18 protein-coding genes, 1 tRNA gene and 1 riboswitch are annotated in these 19,039 nt (G+C 56.6%); of the genes, 11 read left to right on the top strand and 8 right to left on the bottom strand.

Annotated elements, in window-relative coordinates; translation table 11 throughout:
• The first annotated feature begins 42 nt into the window (after positions 1–42).
• Positions 43–1,068 carry a hypothetical protein gene (locus ACR0A2_RS21670; RefSeq protein ID WP_171230201.1) on the top strand — a complete coding sequence of 342 codons (1,026 nt, stop codon included), beginning with the start codon at positions 43–45 and terminating at the stop codon, positions 1,066–1,068.
• 395 nt (positions 1,069–1,463) lie between these two features.
• Positions 1,464–2,174, top strand: a complete 711-nt coding sequence (locus tag ACR0A2_RS21675) for a hypothetical protein (RefSeq protein WP_480837258.1) — start codon at positions 1,464–1,466, stop codon at positions 2,172–2,174.
• Positions 2,175–2,484: 310 nt separating this feature from the next.
• Here ACR0A2_RS21675 and ACR0A2_RS21680 read toward each other — a convergent pair whose 3' ends face one another.
• Positions 2,485–4,866 carry an autotransporter family protein gene (locus tag ACR0A2_RS21680; protein WP_480837260.1) on the bottom strand — a complete coding sequence of 794 codons (2,382 nt, stop codon included), beginning with the start codon at positions 4,864–4,866 and terminating at the stop codon, positions 2,485–2,487.
• 189 nt (positions 4,867–5,055) lie between these two features.
• On the opposite strand from ACR0A2_RS21680, the gene ACR0A2_RS21685 reads away from it, so the two are divergent.
• On the top strand, positions 5,056–5,676 hold the full coding sequence (locus tag ACR0A2_RS21685; protein ID WP_480837262.1) for a hypothetical protein: 621 nt from the start codon (positions 5,056–5,058) through the stop codon (positions 5,674–5,676).
• Between the two features lie 242 nt (positions 5,677–5,918).
• Here the strand turns inward: ACR0A2_RS21685 and ACR0A2_RS21690 are convergent.
• Positions 5,919–5,994 (bottom strand) — tRNA-Thr (locus ACR0A2_RS21690).
• Positions 5,995–6,229: 235 nt separating this feature from the next.
• Between ACR0A2_RS21690 and ACR0A2_RS21695 the strand changes: the two genes are divergently transcribed.
• The 4 genes from ACR0A2_RS21695 to arsB are packed head-to-tail and all read left to right on the top strand — an operon-like array spanning position 6,230 to position 10,330.
• A complete protein-coding gene (locus ACR0A2_RS21695; RefSeq protein ID WP_480837264.1) occupies positions 6,230–7,057 on the top strand; it encodes an arsenate reductase/protein-tyrosine-phosphatase family protein in 828 nt (275 codons plus the stop codon).
• Complete coding sequence (locus ACR0A2_RS21700) at positions 7,054–8,052, top strand: ArsJ-associated glyceraldehyde-3-phosphate dehydrogenase (RefSeq protein WP_480837266.1); 999 nt, start codon at positions 7,054–7,056, stop codon at positions 8,050–8,052. The genes ACR0A2_RS21695 and ACR0A2_RS21700 overlap by 4 nt, the downstream gene beginning before the upstream one ends.
• Complete coding sequence (gene arsJ / locus ACR0A2_RS21705) at positions 8,049–9,314, top strand: organoarsenical effux MFS transporter ArsJ (RefSeq protein WP_480837268.1); 1,266 nt, start codon at positions 8,049–8,051, stop codon at positions 9,312–9,314. Before ACR0A2_RS21700 ends, arsJ begins: the two co-directional genes overlap by 4 nt.
• Entirely contained in the window at positions 9,311–10,330 is a 1,020-nt protein-coding gene (arsB, locus tag ACR0A2_RS21710) for an ACR3 family arsenite efflux transporter (protein ID WP_480837270.1), read from the top strand. Before arsJ ends, arsB begins: the two co-directional genes overlap by 4 nt.
• 74 nt (positions 10,331–10,404) lie before the next feature.
• Here the strand turns inward: arsB and cobO are convergent, their stop codons facing one another.
• The 5 genes from cobO to ACR0A2_RS21735 all read right to left on the bottom strand — a co-directional run bounded on the left by cobO (position 10,405) and on the right by ACR0A2_RS21735 (position 14,347).
• A complete protein-coding gene (cobO, locus tag ACR0A2_RS21715) occupies positions 10,405–11,004 on the bottom strand; it encodes a cob(I)yrinic acid a,c-diamide adenosyltransferase (RefSeq protein ID WP_480837271.1) in 600 nt (199 codons plus the stop codon).
• 56 nt (positions 11,005–11,060) lie between these two features.
• On the bottom strand, positions 11,061–11,996 hold the full coding sequence (locus ACR0A2_RS21720) for a DMT family transporter (RefSeq protein ID WP_480837273.1): 936 nt from the start codon (positions 11,994–11,996) through the stop codon (positions 11,061–11,063).
• A 45-nt stretch (positions 11,997–12,041) separates the two neighbouring features.
• A complete protein-coding gene (locus ACR0A2_RS21725) occupies positions 12,042–12,704 on the bottom strand; it encodes an HD domain-containing protein (RefSeq protein ID WP_480837275.1) in 663 nt (220 codons plus the stop codon).
• Complete coding sequence (gene aroC, locus ACR0A2_RS21730) at positions 12,688–13,788, bottom strand: chorismate synthase (protein WP_480837277.1); 1,101 nt, start codon at positions 13,786–13,788, stop codon at positions 12,688–12,690. The genes ACR0A2_RS21725 and aroC overlap by 17 nt, the downstream gene beginning before the upstream one ends.
• Before the next feature lie 118 nt (positions 13,789–13,906).
• On the bottom strand, positions 13,907–14,347 hold the full coding sequence (locus tag ACR0A2_RS21735) for a 6,7-dimethyl-8-ribityllumazine synthase (protein ID WP_171640293.1): 441 nt from the start codon (positions 14,345–14,347) through the stop codon (positions 13,907–13,909).
• A 119-nt stretch (positions 14,348–14,466) separates the two neighbouring features.
• Positions 14,467–14,666, bottom strand: a riboswitch (FMN riboswitch).
• Positions 14,667–14,720: 54 nt separating this feature from the next.
• Between ACR0A2_RS21735 and ACR0A2_RS21740 the strand changes: the two genes are divergently transcribed.
• Positions 14,721–15,332, top strand: coding sequence for an FMN-binding negative transcriptional regulator (locus ACR0A2_RS21740; RefSeq protein ID WP_480837280.1), 612 nt, complete (start codon positions 14,721–14,723; stop codon positions 15,330–15,332).
• Positions 15,333–15,351: 19 nt separating this feature from the next.
• Here the strand turns inward: ACR0A2_RS21740 and ACR0A2_RS21745 are convergent, their stop codons facing one another.
• Positions 15,352–15,798 carry a c-type cytochrome gene (locus tag ACR0A2_RS21745; RefSeq protein WP_171640289.1) on the bottom strand — a complete coding sequence of 149 codons (447 nt, stop codon included), beginning with the start codon at positions 15,796–15,798 and terminating at the stop codon, positions 15,352–15,354.
• Positions 15,799–16,260: 462 nt separating this feature from the next.
• On the opposite strand from ACR0A2_RS21745, the gene petA reads away from it, so the two are divergent.
• From petA to ACR0A2_RS21760, 3 genes are read left to right on the top strand one after another with little or no spacing between them, the layout of a single operon-like run.
• Positions 16,261–16,845 carry a ubiquinol-cytochrome c reductase iron-sulfur subunit gene (petA, locus tag ACR0A2_RS21750; RefSeq protein WP_152459513.1) on the top strand — a complete coding sequence of 195 codons (585 nt, stop codon included), beginning with the start codon at positions 16,261–16,263 and terminating at the stop codon, positions 16,843–16,845.
• A gap of 15 nt (positions 16,846–16,860) precedes the next feature.
• Entirely contained in the window at positions 16,861–18,192 is a 1,332-nt protein-coding gene (gene petB / locus ACR0A2_RS21755; RefSeq protein WP_152459512.1) for a cytochrome b, read from the top strand.
• A 17-nt stretch (positions 18,193–18,209) separates the two neighbouring features.
• Positions 18,210–19,001, top strand: coding sequence for a cytochrome c1 (locus ACR0A2_RS21760; RefSeq protein ID WP_171233949.1), 792 nt, complete (start codon positions 18,210–18,212; stop codon positions 18,999–19,001).
• The last annotated feature ends 38 nt before the right edge of the window (positions 19,002–19,039 follow it).

Raw genomic sequence — 19,039 nt, forward strand, 5'->3', positions numbered from 1 at the left:
CGTGACGTCTTCTGAAAAAACGTGGCGCGGGTCGGAAACTTCATGAAGCGGTCAGCGTTTCTTTGGCTAGCGGCTGCGCTTCTTATCGCGGCGGGCATGACGTGGCTTGTATCTCGCCCACTGTTAACGATTGAAACACTAAGGGACGTGGCGGAGACAACGCCGCCTGAACCGACGCTCCTGAGCGCATCAGAGTTGGAGCAACGCCTTCTGGCAGTCGGCCTTCACCCGACCGGTCAGCTAAGCGATCTCGGTATCGATGACCACTTGTCTCGACTGAAAGCAGGCGAGGTCGACGCGGCTACACTGAGCGCGTATGCCAATGCCATAGAGGTATTGTCGGCAGCCAGCGCGGATCGCGGTCAAGCCTTGCCACCGACGCTTTGGGATGTGAGCACGCCAGCGCTTCGTGAGGCGGGCTGGACTGTGTATACACTCACCGAAGCAATGGCATCAGATGCTGGAGCAATTCACGTCGCTCTTCTATCCGATGCTTACGCGGCTTTTCTTGAGCACAGGCCCAATGCCTTGGAAGGCGCATTGGCGCTGCTGCCGCTTTCGCGTAACTATATCGAAACGCTGCCAGAGAGTACGCGGGCAGAGCGCGAACGCCATGCCCAGACGGAGGGACAGGCCACTCTGTTGATCTGGCAAGCTCTGTTATCAGGCACAAGCAGGCACAATCCCTTAACGCATCGCCCCCTGTGGAGCCACGGCTACATCGGCCACTTTAGCGTGCCGCACATCCATCAATACGCAACGGGCGAAGGCCTTACCGCGAGCCAGGTCTGGGGAGTTGACGGGTTCAATCCCGTATTCGTCGGCCCCCCTACTAATAGCAATCAAGTGGAACATTTGGGCATTAGCGCATTGCTGCAGGGCGTGGCGCATGTGCCGGGCGCAGTCTTAACCGCCACTGAAGCATTCGAAGTCTTCGTCGATCACGATGACCCAGCCGCTGCCCAAGCGGATAGGGCATTGAACGACGTCGTGAGAACAGTACTTCTCCCCCGCATGGAGGAAGATCCGAACGCGCTGGTCTCTGCATTGACTAAAGCACTCCAATAGCATTGCCACTTTGTCAGGCGGACTTTGATGCCGTTCGCCGCATTGTCGAGATAGTCTGTTTCTTAACCCTGGGCGGCAGTCCGGAAGCGGATATTCGAAGTGGGTGCTGCAATCTGCTGGTTTGGGCTCAAAGCAGTCGTTCGCTGCGTTCCGTCTGAATGACCGCTCTGCGGGACCAAGCCGACGTTTACGGCGGCGCTCTATCAAACTGAAAGTGATTGAAAAACGATTCTCTTTAGAAGCCGGATAAAATGACTCCGACCACAACCAATAGCCGCCGCAACCACATCCGCAACCGACGATCTGCTGGCAATGGCGGATGCGGGCTATCCACGTTTCTGCCCAACTCAGGACACATAGACATGGGAACGAGGAGAAAATGCGGGGGTATGAATATGAATACGGCACAATTCAAGAGACTGACAATTGTACTGGCGTTTCCGCTGTTTCTGTGCGGTGTCGCTTTCTACCACACAGTCCTGCCGTCTTCCGGTTTTACTTTCATGATCTGCTCTCCAGATGGGTCGTGCCGCGAGATGCGCTACATGGAGCGTGAAAGAGTCGAAAGCGACCGCAAACACTACCTAGACATCTGGTTTTTCGAACAGAAAGCGCCGGTGGACTTCTACATGGAACCCATCAGCACCGAGGGCAGAATCATCTCCACCACCCCCTTGTTCGGCGTCGACACCGACTTTGAATTTGAAGACCGCATGGCACAACGCCTTCTCGGTCAGGACGCAGCCTTTCTCTTGGGCGGCAACAGGGATGCCCTTTCATCCATTCACGGGCAGGACATCTATCGTCGGTGCAACAACATGTCTTTCGAGCAAGGAGCTGAGGTGATCTCCGCGCGTTGCAGCGGTGACGGGTGGCAAAAGATCGTTCATTTCACGCCGGTCAGCGATCAGACGACTTTCTTTACGAACCTGTATGCGAACATAAAAGCCACCACTCGAGCCAAACAGGCCACTGAAATGGCCATTCAAGTCGCAACTTATTTCAGCGTCTTGCTAATTTACGGCCTACTCTCTGCGGTCACTGCCGCCGCGATTCTCGGCTATAGATACGTGCGGCACGGCGTAGTTTTTCAAGACCTGCCGTGACAGAACACACTCTTGCAGTATGACGGTTAGCCGGCCAACTCGGACGTCCGTATCCCATAGTTCGCTGCGCTTTGAATTAACGTCCGCTTTTCTTTCTGCGGCGCAGCCACGGGCCTTTATGAAAGGTCTGCTGCGTCCGCGAAGGACTGTATGACAGCACTTCCGCTTCGGGCTCGAAGCAACCGTGCGCCCAAATTCGTTGAATGCCTACTTTTGGACAAAGCGGACGTCCAACGGGCTCGTTTGTGAAGGCCCAACAACGATTGTCGGTGTGTGTGATCCCTAATTTTGAAACAACCGTACTGCCAATTCAGAACCGAACACTTAAGTTTGCACCGAGGCCGTGTTCTTGGCCATTGGAGCGAACCGAATAGCCATATCCAGCCGTTAGTCTGGCCAGCTCAGATAATTGATAGCCCAGTCCTAGCCCAAGAACGAAGCCGTTTGCTCCTCGGTTTTGTCCGACTTGTGTAAATGTTCCGAATAAGGGGCTTGTAACTGTGATTTCGTGCTCACGGTCTTTGTTGGCAAAGAAGTCATACTCGTAACGAGCAAAGGCAATTGGGGTTAGCACACCGTTCTCTGTCAAGAAGTCCCGTTGGTAGTCAACTCCAATGGAAGCGACCAGAGACTCCGCGTTCGCTTTTCCTATCGAGTAATTGAAATCACCACCGCCGGTCTCTGTGCCTGAACCTTGTTGGATACGCCCGTAGTTCAATCCAAAAACCGTAGAAACCCTTGCACCGTTGTCCATGTTAACCAGCTTCCGGGCTTGGACGCCGGCATGAATTCCCTCTTGGTCCAAATCCGATTTTGCCTCGCCTCCCGTAAAGCCATCAACAGAAGGGTTATTCCGTTTGGCGTCAGTTTCACCGAACATGTAACCGATCAGCCCGGAAAACTCCCACGTTCCTGTTGTTGTACGCCCATAGACGCCCACGTGATAGCTATCGGTCGAAAAGTCCTGATCGACTTGATCGTGCTCATCCATGGAGGATGTCCCAAAGCCTGCGTACACTCCGACCACACCTCTATCGGTACTTGCGACATCCGCTCCGACCAAAATAGTGCCGAGCGAATAGTCGAATGTCCCAAGACCATTACTTCCATCAACGTCCCCGCTCACATATGCCGTGTCGATCCACCAACGCCGATCTGAGCAGTCGATTGCGCCACTAGGGCTGCGGACCGTGTCGATGTCACCTGATGCAACGGGTTGATCTTCATTGCTGAAGCCGACCGCTTGATACTTGCGGCAGTCAGCGTGGCTCAGCACTGTGTTGGTTATCAGGTCTAGTTGTTCAAGACCAACGGTCAGGTTGGATGAATAGGGCTCGGCGTGCACACGGTTAAACCCAGCCAACCCTGAATTGGTAAGCGTGTTAACGGTATTGCCCAAGGTTGAGCCGTTGGACAGACTGGTTCCGGGTGACATGATTGTGGTGTTGGCCACCGCACCAGCGAGATTGCTGGCATTTGGCGAATTGGTAACTGCGGGGTTCTGGGGTAAGCTTGAGACAGGTTGAGCGGTGAATGCGATATCAATCTGACCATCTGTAGTCGGCGTGTTTGAGATACTCAGACTGGAAAGAGCAGGCAGCGATCCCCCAGCGACAAGAGTCGGGGAGTTTCCATCAAAGCTCGAAGCTTGAAAAACCGTGTAGTCGTTGCCAGAAACATAGTCCTGCGCAGTCAGGCCGGGACGAGCGGCTTCGACTTGTATGGTAGCGCTGTTAATCCCTGTTACCGGCCCGCTGGATGAAACCAAGTCAGCCTTCTGTCCGGCCGTCGGATCGACTTCACTTAAGAGCCTTGACCCGGCTTCGAAGGCGATTCCGCCACTATTGTCGAGTGTACCAATTGAAAAGCCCGGCGAAAGCACCCCCCCGTTCTTAACCTTGAAGTTGAATGCGTTAACGGTTCCCGTTCCGGCCAACGTGCCAAAATTCTCAAAGTTTACGGTGTTTAAACTGCTTGTCGCATCAAGCCGAACAGTCGTGCCAGCCGCTATTGTCATGTCACTGGTTGAAGAAATCGAACTACTCGTCAGTGTGAAATCAGAAGCCTCAGTAACTCGGGTCTGGATATAGTACGCTCCGAAAACCACTTCGGTGGCCCCCATAACAGTCAGATTGTCGTAAGTTAACGGTCGGTCTGACTGGAAGTAAACTTCAGTGGGGTCAATATTCGCGCCGTTGAATGGAGCGAACGTCATTGATCTGCCAGAACCAATCGAAGTTCCAATCAGGTTCACCCTGAGCTTCCCGTTGATGTTTGTTGCTAAGGCTCTCCGGGAAACAAAGTCTCCGCTACCCGCCGCGACATCAACGTTCAGAAGAGTTAATACTGAAGCATTACTTGGAACAGTATTTTGGCCAGGAACATACAGTTCGATTTCACCAGTGGACGTGATTGAGGAGTTTCCAATTGTAAGTCCAGTAATGGGTCCGTTTGGAATCGGTAGGCACGTACGTTCAGTAGTTGAAATTGTTTGATTAACGCGAGTGCTCTGAGATCCAGATGAATACTCAATTCGAGGAGAACCCAATTCTACGCAACCCTGTGCGGTTTGGGCTTGTGCGTGGTCCACCACCAACACATAAACCAAGACCCCCAGTGTTAACTTAATGAAAACTGGGCACTGAGCATACTGAGCATATAGTGCAGCAAGTGCCGGGCCTTTTGTTTCCATCAGCTTCCTCCTCTTACTCCATAAGCGAGAGTAAACCCACTTGTGATACACGGTAAGTTTTTTGGAGTGCTCAAGAAAAGTAAAACGATTGACTGCGTTATATATATCCCGACATCAGAACATAGTAAGAACATCTATTTCTTAGCGGAAGTTTCTCCCTTATGATTTCGATAAAATCTGGAGAAGCAAATGGGCGGTATTGGAAGTGGAAGGCACTGGCATTGGGGAGCAAAGAACACGACTTCCGATTATCGCAGCATCGATGCGCGGCGCTGGGCGCGTGAGGGCTTTCTGATGCCTGGACGCCGCTTTTCTTGGCAATGGTCTATCGAAGGCAAAAAAGTCGCCAGCATCGACGTACTGGCCGAGCATGGGTGTGTGAGACTAATCTATCGCAGCCGGGACCACGGCGACGAGTGGGAGAGCCTCGACTACCCGGTGCGACTGCTTTCTCAGCCATGTCATTACGGGGGTCATCGCGATTGGTTCGCTTGCCCAGCGCGCGGTTGCGGTCGACGTGTCGCTAAGCTCTATGGTGGGCGTATTTTTGCGTGTCGTCATTGCCACCAACTCTCATATCCGTCCCAGCGAGAAACTACTTTTCAACGTAACCAAAGGCGTGCAGAAAAAATACGCGAACGCCTGGGTTGGTTGAACGATCCGGATCTGATGGAAGGAACGAAGCCGAAGGGGATGCACTGGCGCACGTATTATCGCCTTGTTGCGGAGTTGGAGCATTGGGAGGAAATGCCGAACAAATCGCTGCTGCGATACTTGGGCAGGCTGACAGCTAACTTCAAGGCAATGTGAACTCAGAGCACTTCGGGGGCGGTGAATTCTTCACCGTGCTTCTTTCGCTAGACCCGCCGTTCAGGCTTTCGCGTGCTTCCGCAATTTAACATTTATTTACACCAACAGTTACCAACCTTCGGAGTCCCTAAATATCCATCGGAAAACGCGGACACGGTGTTTCAAAGGGTGGATATCGGGGTGTATAAAAAGGGAAGGAAAGCTGAAAATATCAGTTAAATCAAATACTTAAATCTGATATGTGGTGCCGCTGAAGGGACTCGAACCCCCGACCCCATCATTACGAATGACGTGCTCTACCAGCTGAGCTACAGCGGCACCGTAGGTCATACCGAACACATTATGACCGGATGCGAAGCTTCGTTTAAACTGTCAGTCTGGCGCCTGCAAGCCCGGTTGTAACCGTTTTGGCGTTGCTCAGTGCGGCCGGGCCTCAAGTTGTGAACCGAAATCCTGCGGCCAATCTTTCAAATTGGCGCTCTGATCCGTGAATTTTTTGTGACGACGCGGAATGAAATTGACTCACTCTCTATATTTCAATATTTCATGAAATATGATAGAACAGATAACCGATCAATTGACCACCCTTGGCCACCCGCAGCGCATCACCGTGTTTCGTATGTTGACGCGACGGTTTCCTGACAGGGTTCCCGCGGGCGAGCTGGCGGCGGAGCTGGATATCAAACCCAGCACCATGTCAAACTACCTGAATGCTTTGCAACGGTCGGGGCTGGTGAAACAGGAACGATCCGGGACGTCTCTGCTCTATTCGATTGAAATGAAAACTGTGCAGCAAATGCTCGATTTCCTGATCTTGGATTGCTGCCGCGGCCGCCCGGATATTTGCATGCCCTTTCCCAAAGACACCGCGACGAACCGAAAGTTCAATGTGCTGTTCATTTGTTCCGGCAACTCAGCCCGTTCGATTTTTGCCGAATCCTTGCTGCGACAGATCGGCGGCGACCGGTTCAACGTTTATTCAGCCGGGACGCGGCCCAGTTCAGAACTCAATCCCTTTGCTGTGCAGGTTCTGCGCGACAAGGGGCACGATATCTCGGTCCTGCGGCCGAAGAATCTGTCCGAGTTTTCGGCGCCGGACGCGCCCGTCATGGATTTTGTCTTTACTGTCTGCAATCAGGCCGCCAACGAGGAATGCCCGGCTTGGGAGGGTCAACCGATAAGTGGCCATTGGGGCGTGGAAGATCCGGTCAAGGCCGAAGGTACCGACGCCGAGAAAAGCCTGGCCTTTCAAACCGCCTACGGCGCACTGAAGCGCCGGATTCAGGCCTTTTCGTCATTGCCGGTCGAAAGCCTTGACCGGATCGCATTGCAATCCGCCGTTGATGAAATCGGGCGCACGCCTACCGAGGAAACGAAATGACCACCTACGCACTGAACGGCCTTGGCCGTACGGGAAAACTGGCCCTGAAGCCCTTGCTTGAAAAAGGCGCAAAGATAGCCTGGATCAACGATGCCGTCGGTGATCCCGAGATGCATGCGCATCTGCTGGAGTTCGACACAGTCCATGGGCGCTGGGACGCGGAATTCGACCATGATGCAGACAGCATCACGGTCAACGGTACCCGCCTGCCGTTCGTTGGCACAAAAGACCTGAGCGCGTTGCCGCTGGACGGTGTTGATGTGGTGATCGACTGCACCGGCGTGTTCAAGACCGAAGCGAAGCTGGCACCGTATTTTGACGCTGGGGTGAAGAAGGTTGTTGTCTCTGCTCCGGTCAAGGACGGGTCGACGGCCAATATCGTCATGGGTGTGAATGACGGAACCTACGACCCCGCGGCGCAAAAGATCGTGACGGCGGCCTCGTGCACGACAAACTGTCTTGCGCCTGTCGTGAAGGTCATTCACGAAAACCTGGGCATCCGCCATGGATCGATGACGACGATTCACGACGTAACCAATACGCAGACAATCGTGGATCGGCCTGCCAAGGATCTCAGGCGCGCACGCTCGGCCCTGAACTCTTTGATCCCGACCACGACCGGGTCGGCCACGGCCATCACTCTGATCTATCCGGAACTCAAAGGTCGTCTGAACGGCCATGCGGTTCGGGTGCCGTTGCTGAACGCCTCGCTGACCGATTGCGTGTTCGAGGTTGAGCGTGAAACCACCGTTGAAGAGGTCAACGCCTTCTTCAAAGCCGCTGCCGAGGGCGAACTGAAGGGCATTCTGGGCTATGAGAGCCGCCCGCTGGTGTCCGCCGATTATACCGATGACGAACGCTCTTCGATCGTCGATGCGCCCTCGACCATGGTTGTGAACGGGACGCAGGTGAAGATCTATGCCTGGTACGACAACGAGATGGGCTATGCGCATCGGCTGGTGGATGTCGCGCTGATGGTCGGGTCATCATTGTGACGCAACGCCCCGAAGGACTGTCGGCCTATATCGCGGTCACGGCTGCCTATTGGGCCTTCATGCTGACCGACGGGGCGCTCAGGATGCTGGTGCTGTTGCACTTCCACACCCTGGGATTCTCGCCGGTGCAGCTTGCCTATCTGTTTGTACTCTATGAGATCGCCGGGATTGTCACCAACCTGTCCGCCGGCTGGATCGCCGCACGATTCGGGCTGACCTCGACCCTCTATGCTGGGCTGGGGGTGCAGATTGTCGCGTTGCTCGCCATGACGCAGCTTGACCCGAACTGGACGGTCGCGGCTTCGGTCACTTTTGTCATGATCGTGCAAGGGGCCAGCGGAGTGGCCAAGGATCTGGCCAAGATGTCTTCGAAATCGGCGGTCAAATTGCTGGCTCCTTCCGAAGGAGGCGCGTTGTTTCGATGGGTTGCGGTTCTGACGGGTTCGAAAAACGCGGTCAAAGGGCTGGGATTCCTGTTGGGTGCCGCCATGCTTGCAACACTGGGCTTCATTCCGGCAGTGCTTGCCATGGCCGCCGCTCTGGCGGTGATCCTGGTCGCGGTGATGTTGTTCATGCCAGCGGGCCTGCCGAAGGGGCGCAAGGGCGCAAAGTTCTCTGAGGTTTTTTCAAAATCCGCAAATGTGAACTGGTTGTCCGCGGCGCGTGTCTTCCTGTTCGGTGCGCGGGACGTCTGGTTCGTGGTCGGCATCCCGATCTATTTCTATGCTGTTCTTTCAGATGGCACCGAAGAGGGCAATCGGGCCGCGTTCTTCATGATCGGAACATTCATGGCGGTGTGGATCATCCTCTATGGCGCCGTGCAAGCCAACGCGCCAAGGATTCTTCGTGCGTCGGATCGAACCGAAGGTGATCTGATCCGTGCCGCACGCAGCTGGGCGGCGATCCTGTTCTGCGTTCCTGCGGCGCTGACACTGGCAGTTTTGCTGTCAAATGGGCCCGAGACCTGGCTGACCCTGACGCTGGTCGCCGGGCTTTTGGTCTTTGGTGCGATCTTCGCGGTCAACTCATCGCTGCATTCCTATCTGATTCTTGCCTTCACCCGGTCCGAGCGTGTGACGATGGATGTCGGCTTTTATTACATGGCAAACGCGACGGGGCGGTTGGCCGGCACCATCTTGTCTGGCCTGACCTATCAGGTCGGGGGGCTGCCCATGGTGCTGGGCACGGCGGCCGTGATGGTCGGGCTTGCCGCGCTGACCTCTGGCAGACTTACGGATCAAACGGCTGAGGCGCTGTCATGAGCATTTTTGAACGATATCTCACGATCTGGGTTGCACTTGCGATGATCGGTGGCGTCCTGATCGGGCTGGCCGCGCCGGGGCTGGTGCAGCAGGTGGCAAGCGCCGAAATTGCCAGCGTCAACCTGGTGGTGGCAGTGCTGATCTGGGCAATGGTCTACCCGATGATGGTCAACGTCGATTTCGGTGCAGTCGCCGGAGTCGCCCGCCAGCCACGTGGTCTGATTGTGACGCTGGTGGTGAACTGGCTGATAAAGCCTTTCACCATGGCACTGCTGGCCGTCCTGTTTTTCGACTATGTCTTCGCACCCTGGATCGTGCCCGAAGATGCCGCGCAATACACTGCCGGTCTGATCCTGCTGGGGGCCGCCCCTTGCACCGCCATGGTGTTTGTATGGTCGCAGCTAACCAGAGGCGACGCGACATACACGCTGGTTCAGGTCTCGGTCAATGATCTGATCATGGTCGTGGCATTTGCGCCGATCGTGGCCTTTTTGCTGGGTGTCACCGACATCGAAGTGCCGTGGCAGACTTTGGTTTTGGCCACGGTCCTTTATGTGGTGCTGCCGCTTGTCGCCGGGTTGATCACGCGCCGCAGATTAGGCTCTAAACAAGCGATAGAAGCCTTCTCTTCGCGGGTGAAACCGTGGTCTGTCATGGGATTGATTGCAACCGTGGTCATCCTGTTCGGCCTGCAAGGTGAGACCATTCTGGCGAAACCTACGGTCATCATTCTGATCGCCGTTCCCATTCTGATCCAAAGCTATGGTATTTTTGCCATTGCCTATGGTGCCGCTTATGCGCTGAAGGTTCCCCACCGGATCGCAGCGCCCTGTGCCATGATCGGGACATCGAATTTCTTCGAATTGGCCGTTGCCGTCGCAATCAGCTTGTTCGGTCTTCATTCCGGCGCGGCACTGGCGACGGTTGTGGGGGTCCTGGTCGAAGTGCCGGTGATGCTGTCGCTTGTGGCTTTCGCCAACCGAACACGCCAGCGTTTCCCGGAACCTGCAACATGACAGAACCGGTCAACGCGGTAGGGCGATGACCGGAATTGGCGGCTATGCACCGCCAGCCTTGCAGCAACGTTGCTTCAGAAATCCACGCCGCGCTGTGCTTTGATGCCCGCTTGGAACGGGTGTTTCTCCTCGGTCATTTCCGTGACCAGATCAGCATAGTCACGCAGCGCGTTCGGCGCATCGCGGCCAGTCAGGAAAACGCTGGTCTTTTCCGAACGCGCGTTCAAACCTTCGATGACCTGTTCGACCGACAGGTATTCGTAACGCAGGGCGATGTTGATCTCGTCCAGCACAACCAGATCGTATTCGCCGCTGGACATCAGGGCGCAGGCCTTGTCGAAGGCGGCATTGGCAGCTGCAATATCGCGTTCCCGGTCCTGTGTGTCCCAGGTAAAACCTTCGCCCATCGTATGCCATGTCACCAGATCACGCTCTTCGAAGAAACGGCGCTCGCCGGTTTTCCATTTGCCCTTGATGAACTGCACCACGACAACCTTCTGGCCCCAGCCCAGGGCGCGAATGACCACGCCGAACGCGGCCGAGGACTTGCCTTTGCCCTTGCCGGTATTGATCAGGACCAGACCGCGGCCTGGATCCACGGCCTCGGATACTTTCTTGCGGTGCTGGGCCTGCACCTTCTGCATCTTTTCCTTGTGATCCTGCGCGTCGCTCATTTGGGCACCTCTTTGACTGTTCGGCCCAACCTAGGGGAAGATTGCAAAAGGTAAAGTCATGCTTTGGGGTCTGTAACCGATCGGGCCTTGCCGCGCTCCAGCCCCAACTGGTGTTCGCGCCAGATGACGACAACATTGCCTGCAATCACCAGCGCGGCCCCGATCAGGATTGCAAGCGTTGGCAGTTCGTCGAACCAGACATAGCCGATCACGATCGCAAAAAGCATGGTTGCATAGTCATAAGGTGCCAGCATCGAGGCCTGGCCAAACCGATAGGAAGATGTGACCAAAATCTGCGCGACGCCGCCGATCAGGCCCATCATGACCATGATCAGAGCCTGATTCCAGGTGGGCATCGTCCATCCCCAGAATGCTGTCAAAGCGGACAGAAGCGTCGCGGTCATCGAGAAATAGAACACGATGGCCGCAGGGTGATCGACCTTGACCAATTGCCGGATATGGATCTGAACGAAGGCACGGGCGAGGGTTGCGCCCAACACGCACAACGCGCCGATGGTGGCGGCGACCTCCATCTCGGTGGTGCCAAGACGTGGCCAGATCATGATCAGGACGCCCAGCAGACCCAAAGCCACAGCGCCGATACGGATAAGCCGAATCCGTTCGCCCAGCATGACGGCGGCCAGAATTAGGGTGAAGATCGGTGTCGCGTAGCCGATGGCAGTGACTTCCGGCAGGGGCAACAGGCTGAGGCCGGTAAAGGTAAGCCCCATGGCGCTTGTCCCCAGAACACCGCGCCAGAAATGGCCCATGGGTTTCTTGACCACAAAGCCTTTCGACAACTCCCCCCGCGCGATGAGCCAAAGAATGATCACAGGGATTGCGAACAGGGACCGAAAAAACACCAATTGGCCCGGCGGGAATTCATCTGAAAGTGCTTTGACCAGCGCGGACATCGACGTGAACAGAAACAAGGCGCACAGCTTCAGCGCTACGGCAAGCAGAGGTCGATGCGAAGTTAAGGGTTTTGTCATCGGCGCGAACCTGCGTCTTTGACGGGCAAAGATCAACGGGTGGATTCAGCAATTCGCCCAGGATTGCGGCAAGGAACAGCCGATCTCGTCGGCGAATTCTTCAAGAAAGCGGATCATGCGCGCGGTGCGTTGTTCTGCAATCCGCCTTCCGGTCTCGGTCAACATGTCACCTGGCAGGCGCAGCAGTTTCACCTTCCAGTGGTCGAGCGAGAAATGAAGGTCATCCAGGGGCCGGGCTTGGGCAAAAGGGTCCGCCGGATCGTAAAGAGTACGCCCCAAGGCTCCGGAAACGGAAAAGTTGCGGGCGATACCGATGGCGCCCAGGGCATCAAGGCGGTCCGCATCGCGCAGAATGCGCGCCTCGATGGTTTCAGGGGGGATATCGGCCGAAAAACTATGGGCTTCGATCGCGTGCTGGATCGCGCGGACCTGATCGGCCTCAAACCCGATTTCCTTAAGAATAGGCTCTGATTCAGCTGCGGATCTGCGCGAGGCAAGATGCCGGTCGGGATCGTCCTTGGGCAGATTCACAAGATCGTGCAGGTAACTTGCGGCCAGCAGCACGGACATATCGGTTTGATCATCTGCGATGGCCCGGGCGTTGGTCCAGACACGATCCAGATGGGCCAGATCATGGGCCGGATCCGTTTCCATGCGATGTGCGACCACAGCCCGCAGGCGGGTGAGCAGATCAGCCGATCCGTCCACGGTTCTCTCCGATCTGGCCGCGATGCAACAGCAGGTGGTCGAGGATCACGCAGGCCATCATCGCCTCTCCTACCGGGACCGCGCGAATACCAACACAAGGGTCGTGACGGCCCTTGGTGATGATCTCGGTCTCTTCGCCTGATTTGGTGATGGTTTTGCGTGTGGTCAGAATCGACGAGGTCGGCTTGACCGCAAAGCGCACGACGATGTCCTGCCCGGTAGAAATGCCGCCCAGAATCCCGCCGGCGTGGTTCGAGCTGTATTGCGGGCCGTTCTGTCCCATGAATATTTCGTCGGCGTTGGCCTCGCCCGTCAGTTCAGCCGCGGCCATGCCTTCGCCGATCTCGACGCCTTTGACCGCGTTGATCGACATCATCGCGGCAGCAAGATCAGTGTCTAACTTGGCATAGACCGGCGCGCCGATCCCTGCGGGCACGCCGCGGGCCACAACTTCGACGATTGCGCCAACCGAGTTGCCGGACTTGCGAAGATCGTCCAGATAAGTGGCCCACTTCTCGGCGGCTTGCGCATCCGGTGTCCAGAACGGGTTCTGTTCGATCTGGGACCAGTCGAAATTGTCGCGCTCGATCTTATGCGGCCCGATCTGGGTCATGTATCCGGTGATCTGCACGTTGGGTGCGATCTGTTTGATCGCCTCACGCGCCAATCCACCCGCAGCCACACGCGCGGCTGTTTCGCGTGCAGAACTCCGCCCGCCGCCGCGATAATCCCGGATCCCGTATTTCTGCCAATAGGTGATATCGGCGTGCCCCGGGCGGAACTTGTCCATGATATCGCCATAGTCTTTCGAGCGCTGATCGGTATTCTCGATCATCAGCTGCACAGGCGTTCCGGTGGTCTGCCCTTCGAACACACCGGACAGGATTTTCACCTGATCGGGTTCGCGCCGCTGGGTGGTGAACTTGTTCTGCCCCGGTTTGCGCTTGTCCAGCCAGTGCTGGATCATGGCCTCGTCGATCGTGACACCCGGTGGGCAGCCGTCAACAGTGGCACCCAAGGCGGGTCCATGGCTTTCACCCCAGGTGGTAACACGGAATAGATGGCCAAAACTGTTCATCGACATGGGGCGGGCTCCTTTGGGATCGTGATTAGCGGGGAGCGCCTTGAGCCTCAAGGGGATTTGCGAATTGGTGGGCGCCACCTTGCGGTGGCGCGAATGAGTATTTTTGAAAAGATGAAGATCAGGCGGCCTGCGTCAGCGCCGTTCGGGTTGCTGTGATTTTCAGCGCAGCTTGTGCGGCTTCGCGGCCTTTCTCAACAAAATGCGTGCGGTAGATGGCGTTGTGGTGATCGGTTTCCTGATACTGGTGCGGCGTCAGGGAGACGGACAGGACCGGTACGCCGGTATCCATGCCGGCGCGCATCAACCCGTCCACGACGGCCTGCGCCACGAAGTCGTGCCGGTAAATGCCGCCATCCACGACAAATGCGGCGCAGGCGACAGCCGCGTAGCGGCCGGTTTGGGCCAGATCGCGGGCCAGCAGCGGCATCTCGAACGCGCCGGGAACGTCGAAAACATCGACCTGATCGGCCGGGATCCGTTCAAGAAAACCGTCAAGCGCGCGGTCGACGATGTCGGAATGCCAGTTGGCTTTGACAAAAGCATAGCGGGTGTGTGTCATCGTGATCTCCTTTCAGTTCGGTGGCCTGCTGGCGGTCGCGAAAACCTTCGCCGCCAGCCCGGCATGACACGTCACCCAAGGCGATCACGAGCAGGCGCGCCGGTTCACCGGCACGGCTTGCACGTTCTCTTCCATCCGGACTTTGACCGTCGGCTCTGGCCTCTCACCAGATCTGCTGACACTCTTTCGTGGTTCCACACTTTGTCCGAATACCGGCCTCTGCCGTTCGGATGGTGGACACGGCTGAGCCGCTCGCGGGCTTGCGGGTCATGGCCCGCATACCGCCGGTGGGGAATTCCACCCCGCCCTGAGAACGAGGCAGACCTTGCCAAGAACCAACCCCATCTGCAAGAGATTTGGCAGGAGGTCGCCCATGCACCCAAATCCAGCCTTCCGCGCCGAGGATCGTGCGCGTCATATTGAATTCGCCCGTGACCGGGCTTTTGGCGTTCTGGCGATTTCCGGCGACGGCGCGCCATTGATCAGTCACGTGCCCTTTTTGCTGTCTGAGGACGGTGCGGTGGTCGAACTTCATCTGGTGCGATCAAACCCGATTGTCCGTATGCTTCACGGGCCGAAAGAGGTCAGGATCGCGGTGCAGGGGCCTGATGGCTATGTCTCGCCCGACTGGTACGGTGTCGCCGATCAGGTTCCGACTTGGAACTATGTCGCCGTGCACCTGACCGGACGGCTTGAACTGCGCCCGCAGGACGAGCTGCGTGATTTGCTGGATCGACAAACCGCATTCTTTGAAGATCGACTGCTACCCAAAGCGCCATGGGTCACCGGGAAAATGTCTGATGACGCGTTGGCCAGAATGATGCGGATGATCGTACCATGCCGGATGCAGGTAGAGGATATCCAAGGCACCTGGAAACTGGGCCAGAACAAGCCTGAGGAGGCAAGAATCGCTGCCGCCGACAAAGTGCCCGGCGGATTTGGCAGTGAAACCGGTCAGCTGGCCGCCTTGATGCACAAGGCGTAACCAGCACCGGGAAACAGGATTACTCGGAACTGAAAGTTGCCAGATAGGCAGCGATATCTTCCGCGCCTTTTCTGAGCTTGACGCTCATGTTCGGGCGGGCGGTTTCGTCATCCAGATACTCTTTGATGAAACCGATGGGGTCTTTGGAATAGGCGGCGATGTTTTCTTCGGTCCAGATCAGACCTTCTTCGCCGGCGCGGATCATGTCATCGGTGAACATGCCGACCGGCAGGCGCTCGCTGCCATAGCGATAGTCTTTTTCGGACCCGGCGACACGTCCGACGACGCCATAGAGATTCGGGCCGGTGATTCCGCCTTTGACCAGTACTTCGCCGTCCTTGATGATCGCATGACACGAGGAACAGCGGTTGTACATCGCCTCGCCTTTCGCAGGATCACCTGCTGCAAGTGTTTGCGAGGACAGGGCCAATGTGAACATCGCAGTGGCCAGGGTGATTTTTGACATAGGGGTCTCCTTGCAGGAGTTCGCGCGATTTTCGCGCTGTCCGGTATTCGCGCAAAAAGTGCAACTGCGATATTGCGCTCAATTTTCAATTTAAATCATCTATTTGGCGTATATGATTTGCCCCGCAAACAATCGCTGCTTTGTGTTGTTGATTGTCAAGAATACGTTCTCAAATGATTGGCCGCCCGGTGTTCAGAATCGGACCGGATTGCGGCTGCAAAGCGGGGTTCGAATTTCGAATCAACCCCCGTTGATTCGAAGCCGCAGGCAAAGTTGCGGACGAGAATCACCAAAAAAAGCCCCTCGTCACGTGCATGAAGGGACACATGCGGCGTATTGCGCGTTTATGAACGCTGGACGAACACTATTCTCCCCGATAGTAAGCGCGGTTAAGACACCGCATTCGTGCGGTGCGCGAGCTATTTGCCCGTCCGCGGGCGCCAGATAATCGGAGATAACCTCGTGTCCCACGCAGAAGACCACGAAGGCACCCGCAGAGATTTCCTGTACTACGTCGCTGGCGGCGCAGGTGTCGTTGCAACGGGTGCAGCCGTATGGCCACTGATCAACCAAATGAACCCGTCGGCAGACGTTCAGGCGCTGTCCTCGATCCGTGTGGATGTGAGCGGCGTCGAGCCGGGCACGCAACTGACGGTAAAATGGCTGGGAAAACCCGTTTTTGTCCGTCACCGCACCGGTGCCGAGATTCAGGAAGCCCAGGAACAGGACGCCGAAGGTGTTGATGCGCTGCCAGATCCGCTTGCACGCAACTTCAACCTGAGCGCAGATGCGCCTGCGACTGACGCAAACCGCGTCATGCCGTCACCGGAAGGCGAAGCGCCGGGTGCTTGGATCGTTCAGATGGGCGTTTGTACGCACCTCGGCTGTGTGCCTTTGGGGGATGCCGGCGACTTCGGTGGCTGGTTCTGCCCGTGCCACGGTTCGCACTACGACCTCGCCGGTCGTATCCGTAAAGGCCCCGCGCCTGAGAACCTGCCTGTCCCGCCCGCAGAATGGGTGGACAACAGCACAATCAAACTCGGCTAAGGGAGACCCAAACTTATGTCCGGAATTCCCCACGATCATTACGAGCCGAAGACAAACGGCGAGAAGTGGCTGAACAGCCGCCTGCCGATTGTCGGCCTGCTGTACGATACCCTTATGATCCCGACCCCCAAGAACCTGAACTGGTGGTGGATCTGGGGCATCGTTCTGGCATTCTGCCTGGCGCTGCAAATCATCACCGGTATCGTTTTGGTGATGCACTATACCCCGCATGTTGATCTGGCCTTTGCCAGCATCGAGCACATCATGCGCAACGTGAATGGCGGTCACTTTATCCGCTATCTGCACATGAATGGCGCATCGCTGTTCTTTGTGGCGGTTTACATCCATATGTTCCGCGGCCTGTATTATGGCTCGTACAAAGCCCCGCGTGAGATCACGTGGATCATTGGTATGCTGATCTACCTGATGATGATGGGCACCGCCTTCATGGGCTATGTTCTGCCTTGGGGTCAGATGTCCTTCTGGGGTGCAACCGTGATCACCGGCCTGTTTGGTGCGATCCCGTTTGTTGGTGACGCGCTTCAGACCTGGTTGCTGGGCGGGCCCGCCGTGGACAACGCCACGCTGAACCGCTTCTTCTCGTTGCACTATCTGCTGCCGTTTATCATTGCGGCATTGGTTGTGGTGCATATCTGGGCCTTCCACACCACCGGCAACAACAACCCGACAGGTGTTGAAGTGCGCCGGGGCTCGAAAGCTGAGGCCGAGAAAGACACGCTGCCGTTCTGGCCGTACTTCGTGATCAAGGATCTCTTCGCCCTGGCCGTGATCCTGGTCGTGTTCTGGGCCGTCGTGGGCTTTATGCCGAACTATCTGGGCCACCCCGACAACTACATCGAAGCCAACCCTCTGGTGACACCTGCACACATCGTTCCCGAATGGTACTTCCTGCCGTTCTACGCGATCCTGCGCGCGTTTACCGGTGAGGTCTGGGTCGTTCAATTCGCCAGCTTCATCACCGGCGGTATCATCGATGCCAAGTTCTTCGGTGTTCTTGCGATGTTCGGCGCGATCCTGGCCATGGCGCTGGCGCCTTGGCTGGACACGTCTAACGTGCGTTCGGGTAAGTACCGTCCGATGTTCAAATGGTGGTTCTACCTGCTGGTCATCGACTTCTTTGCCCTGATGTGGCTGGGTGCGATGCCCGCGGAAGAGCCCTATGCGACCTTCTCGCTCATCGCGTCCGCCTACTGGTTCGCCTATTTCTTCGTGATCCTGCCGATCCTCGGAGTGATCGAGAAGCCTCTGGCACAGCCCGAGACCATCGAAGAAGACTTCAACGCGCATTATGGCAAGGCTGACGCCAAAGCCACGCCGGCCGAGTAAGAAGAGGGACCGGAAACATGTTCAAGAAACTTGCAATCGGCGCCGCGTTTGCCTTGGCCCTGACCCCTGTTGCATCCAATGCAGCAGGTGGGGGTGAGCAGCATATCGAAGACTTTGACTTCTCGTTCGAAGGCCCCTTCGGTACCTGGGACCAGCATCAGCTGCAGCGCGGCCTGCAGATCTATACCGAGGTCTGCGCGGCCTGCCACGGTCTGCAATATGTGCCTCTGCGCGATCTGGAAGCGCTGGGCTATTCGGAAGAAGAAGTCATCGCCTATGCGGCCGACAACTTCGAAGTGTTCGATCCCGAGCTGGACGATTTCCGCCCGGCGATTCCGACTGACCACTTCCCGGCCAACAACGGTGTCGGCGCACCGGACCTGAGCCTGATGGCCAAGGCCCGCGCGGGCTTCCACGGACCTTACGGTCTGGGCATCAATCAGCTGGTCAAAGGAATGGGCGGAGCCGAGTACATAGCCTCACTGTTGGACGGCTATACTGGTGAAGAGAAGGAAGAGGCAGGAACTGTCCTCTACGAAAACAAGGCCTTCCCCGGCGGCTGGATTTCGATGGCACCGCCGCTGGCGGATGAACAGGTCGAGTTCGCCGACGGGCACTCGAACTCTGTCGAACACATGTCAGAGGACGTCTCGGCGTTCCTGATGTGGGCAGCCGAGCCGAAGATGATGGAGCGCAAGAACGCTGGCTTTGTTGGCGTGATTTTCCTGACCGTTCTGTCGGTGCTTCTCTATCTGGTCAACAAGCGCCTGTGGGCTCCGCATAAGGGTAAACTTCGTAAAGAAGACTGAGACCCTTTTCAGTAAGCATAAATTGAAACCCCCGCGCC

The organism is Ruegeria sp. H8 (assembly GCF_056532905.1).

Coding starts and splice junctions, on each gene's coding strand:
- ACR0A2_RS21670 (WP_171230201.1), top strand. CDS start 43: ATGAAGCGGTCAGCGTTTCTTTGGCTAGCGGCTGCGCTTCTTATCGCG.
- ACR0A2_RS21675 (WP_480837258.1), top strand. CDS start 1,464: ATGAATACGGCACAATTCAAGAGACTGACAATTGTACTGGCGTTTCCG.
- ACR0A2_RS21680 (WP_480837260.1), bottom strand. CDS start 4,866: ATGGAAACAAAAGGCCCGGCACTTGCTGCACTATATGCTCAGTATGCT.
- ACR0A2_RS21685 (WP_480837262.1), top strand. CDS start 5,056: ATGGGCGGTATTGGAAGTGGAAGGCACTGGCATTGGGGAGCAAAGAAC.
- ACR0A2_RS21695 (WP_480837264.1), top strand. CDS start 6,230: ATGATAGAACAGATAACCGATCAATTGACCACCCTTGGCCACCCGCAG.
- ACR0A2_RS21700 (WP_480837266.1), top strand. CDS start 7,054: ATGACCACCTACGCACTGAACGGCCTTGGCCGTACGGGAAAACTGGCC.
- arsB (WP_480837270.1), top strand. CDS start 9,311: ATGAGCATTTTTGAACGATATCTCACGATCTGGGTTGCACTTGCGATG.
- cobO (WP_480837271.1), bottom strand. CDS start 11,004: ATGAGCGACGCGCAGGATCACAAGGAAAAGATGCAGAAGGTGCAGGCC.
- ACR0A2_RS21720 (WP_480837273.1), bottom strand. CDS start 11,996: ATGACAAAACCCTTAACTTCGCATCGACCTCTGCTTGCCGTAGCGCTG.
- aroC (WP_480837277.1), bottom strand. CDS start 13,788: ATGTCGATGAACAGTTTTGGCCATCTATTCCGTGTTACCACCTGGGGT.
- ACR0A2_RS21735 (WP_171640293.1), bottom strand. CDS start 14,347: ATGACACACACCCGCTATGCTTTTGTCAAAGCCAACTGGCATTCCGAC.
- ACR0A2_RS21740 (WP_480837280.1), top strand. CDS start 14,721: ATGCACCCAAATCCAGCCTTCCGCGCCGAGGATCGTGCGCGTCATATT.
- ACR0A2_RS21745 (WP_171640289.1), bottom strand. CDS start 15,798: ATGTCAAAAATCACCCTGGCCACTGCGATGTTCACATTGGCCCTGTCC.
- petB (WP_152459512.1), top strand. CDS start 16,861: ATGTCCGGAATTCCCCACGATCATTACGAGCCGAAGACAAACGGCGAG.
- ACR0A2_RS21760 (WP_171233949.1), top strand. CDS start 18,210: ATGTTCAAGAAACTTGCAATCGGCGCCGCGTTTGCCTTGGCCCTGACC.